General features: G+C 71.2%; 4 protein-coding genes. 3 read left to right on the top strand and 1 reads right to left on the bottom strand.

Annotated elements, in window-relative coordinates; translation table 11 throughout:
• Positions 1 to 836 (top strand): sortase domain-containing protein (locus tag EIO58_RS14895; RefSeq protein WP_164861745.1); only part of this gene is annotated, 836 nt, incomplete at its 5' end.
• A gap of 211 nt (positions 837 to 1,047) precedes the next feature.
• Positions 1,048 to 1,899, top strand: a complete 852-nt coding sequence (gene pstB, locus EIO58_RS14900) for a phosphate ABC transporter ATP-binding protein PstB (protein ID WP_127820180.1) — start codon at positions 1,048 to 1,050, stop codon at positions 1,897 to 1,899.
• A gap of 25 nt (positions 1,900 to 1,924) precedes the next feature.
• Here the strand turns inward: pstB and EIO58_RS14905 are convergent, their stop codons facing one another.
• On the bottom strand, positions 1,925 to 2,164 hold the full coding sequence (locus tag EIO58_RS14905) for a hypothetical protein (protein ID WP_127820179.1): 240 nt from the start codon (positions 2,162 to 2,164) through the stop codon (positions 1,925 to 1,927).
• A 141-nt stretch (positions 2,165 to 2,305) separates the two neighbouring features.
• Here EIO58_RS14905 and EIO58_RS14910 point away from each other — a divergent pair.
• Positions 2,306 to 3,274, top strand: a 969-nt coding sequence (locus EIO58_RS14910) for a serine/threonine-protein kinase (RefSeq protein ID WP_164861746.1), incomplete at its 3' end; no start/stop codon positions are given.

Here is a 3,274-nt window from a genome sequence, read left to right on the forward strand (position 1 = left end):
GGTGGTGGGTGGGTGCGGCCGTGCTCACCGTGTCGCTGCTCCTGCTCGGCTTCGTCGCCCACGTCGCTTTCTTCTCCGCCCTGCAGCACCAGCGTGCACAGGGCATCGCGTACGACGAGCTGCGCACGACGCTCGCCGAGGCATCCACCCCCGTCGGTCAGCTGAACGGCGACGAGGAGCTGGTGCCGGCGGGCACGCCGGTGGCGATGCTCTCGATCCCCGCGATCGGCCTCGGCGAGGTGGTGGCGGAGAGCACGACCTCCGACGTGCTGCGCTCGGGCGTCGGGCACCGCCGCGACTCGGTGATGCCCGGGCAGCGGGGCACGAGCGTCCTGCTCGGCCGCCAGATCACCTACGGCGGGCCCTTCGGCGCGCTCGCCCGGCTGCAGCCGGGCGACGAGATCACGATCACCTCCGGGCAGGGCGAGCACACCTACCGGGTGTTCGGGCTGCGTCGCGCGGGCGACCCTCTGCCCGAGCCGCTCGCGGCCGGCGAGGGACGCCTCGAGCTGCAGACCGCCGACGGCCTCGCCCTCTTCCCCGCGGGCGTGCTGTACGTCGATGCCGAGCTCGTCAGCGAGGTGCAGGAGACTCCGTCCCGCGTTCTCGCCTATCCCGCGCTGCCGATCGACGAGCGTGCGATGGGCCAGGACTCGAGCGCCTGGTTCCTCGCCTTCTTCGGGCTCGTGTTCTTCGCCGCGGCCGGGGTCGGGCTGTGGTGGCTCTGGACGCGCTGGGGCCGCTGGCATACGTGGCTCGTCGGCGTTCCCATCGTGCTGGCGCTCGGCACGGCCACCGCCGACGCCGTCATGAATGCGCTCCCCAACCTGCTGTGATCCAGCTTTCCCGACCCACGCCGCTTGTCAGACCCACGAGGACCTTCCCGACATGAACGATCGCGCTCCTTCCAGCTCCGTCGACGACATCACCGTCGTTCACCCCGCCGTCGCCGATTCGGCGTCGCTCGCCTACGACCGTGTGGCGCTGCATCCCGACGAGGACGCGGCGCTGCAGTATCCGGACGCCGGCGCCGACGACGTCACGACCATGCTGCCGGCGCCCGAGACGCTCGCCTACGCCGATGCCGAGATCGCCGCAGCCCATCAGCCCGCTCCGGCGGGCCCGCTGTCGCAGCTCGAGGCCCGCGACATCTCCGCCTGGTTCGGCGACCACAAGGTGCTCGAACGCGTCTCGCTCACGATGCCCGCCGGCGAGGTCACCGCGCTCATCGGGCCTTCAGGATGTGGCAAATCGACGTTCCTGCGCATCCTCAACCGCATGCACGAGCTGGTGCCGTCGGCGTCCCTCGCGGGCGAGGTGCGGCTCGACGGCGACGACATCTATGATCGCCGGCGCAAGCTGCAGGACGCCCGCAAGCACATCGGCATGGTCTTCCAGAAGCCCAACCCGTTCCCGGCGATGTCGATCTACGACAACACGATCGCGGGACTGAAACTCACCGGGCTGCGCGCGTCGCGCGACGAGAAGGACGAGCTGGTCGAGCGTTCGCTGACCTCGGCGGGGCTGTGGAAAGAGGTCAAGGATCGGCTGCGCCAGCCCGGCGGCGGACTCTCGGGCGGTCAGCAGCAGCGCCTCTGCATCGCGCGCTCGCTCGCGATCAAGCCGAAGGTGCTGCTGATGGACGAGCCGTGCTCGGCCCTGGACCCGACGTCGACCCGCGTGATCGAAGAGACGATGACCGAACTGAAGAAGGAGGTCACGATCGTCATCGTGACCCACAACATGCAGCAGGCGCAGCGGGTCTCGCAGCAGTGCGCGTTCTTCCTCGCCGCGCAGGGCACGCCGGGCCAGATCATCGAGCACGGCGACACCGATGCGATGTTCTCCGAGCCGCAGGACGAGCGCACCTACGACTACGTCAACGGCCGCTTCGGATGACCCGGCGAGGTCGTCGTGGCCCTGACTATCGCGGCATGATGAGTCGCGGCGTCGGGCCTTCGAGGCGGGCGACCGCGACCTTCAGATCGCTGATCTCTCCGTCGATCCTTTCGAGCCGATCGTCGAGCTTGTCGAATCGCCCCTCGAGTCGCGACTCGAGTTTGCCGAGCTGGCGCGCCACCAGCGTGCCGATGCCACCGAACAGACCGGCGGCGAGGGTCGCGCCGGCGATGATCACGCCGATGACGTCCGGGCTCACGGTCATGGCCCCCATTCTGCACCCCGGGATGGGGTCACGCCAGGAACGCTACGCGGCTCACAGACGCGCACCGGTTCGGAGCCGGCGATTGTGGGCAGGTCGCAGGAGCGGCGTGCTGGGGAGGAGACGCCGCGGCGGGGGTTCTCGGTGACCGAGGCTGCGGCGGGGTGGATCGGCGGGCGCTACGCGCTCGGCGAGCTGCTCGGCGTCGGCGGAACCGGCTCGGTCTTCGCGGCGACCGATCGAGGGGCGGATGCCGAACCCGGCGCCCAGGTGGCGATCAAGCTGCTGCATCCGCAGCTGTGCGCCGACGAGGCATCCCGCGCGGCGTTCCTGCGCGAGGCGCGCCATGCGATGCGGATCGATCATCCGAATGTCGTGCGCGTGCACGGTGCCGGGCTGCACGACGCCGGCGGCGTCACGATGCCGTGGATCGCACTGGATCTGCTCCACGGACCCACGCTCCTGGATTGGGTCGACCGCACCGGACGGCTGTCGGCGACGGATGCGGCGGCCGTGGCCGGCGGGCTTCTCTCGGGCCTGGAAGCCGCGCATCGCGCCGGGATCGTGCACCGCGACATCTCGCCGCAGAACGTGATCCTCGACGGCATCGAAGACCGTCCCCGCGGCGCCCCCCTCACCTCGGCGATGGTGCGGATCGTCGATCTCGGTCTCGCCGACGTCACGGGCCGTTCCACGCTCGGCGTGGATGTGCTCCTGGCCGCGGACCCGGCCGGGGCGGCCCACGTGGTCGGCAACGCGGCGTTCATGTCGCCCGAGCAGGCGCGTGGGCGGCCGGTTCGCTCGGTGAGCGACCTCTATCAGGCCGGTGCCGTGCTCTACTTCGCCCTCACCGGCCGGGCCCCGTTCCCGCGCGCGACGACGGAGCACGTGCTGGAGGCGCACGTGAGCGCGCCGCCCCCGGTCCCCTCGGCGATCGCGGGCGCCGCGCGCGCTCTCGACCGCGTGGTCACGAAGGCGCTGGCCAAGACTCCCGCGCATCGATTCCGGGATGCCGCCGAGTTCCGCGAGGCGATCGTGATCGCGCTGGCGGCCGCGGGGCCGGACGACCGCGACCCGTCCGAGGACGGCGATGCGGCGGGCGAGGAGGGTGCG

Source organism: Microbacterium sp. CPCC 204701, assembly GCF_004010105.1.
Lineage (GTDB): Bacteria > Actinomycetota > Actinomycetes > Actinomycetales > Microbacteriaceae > Microbacterium.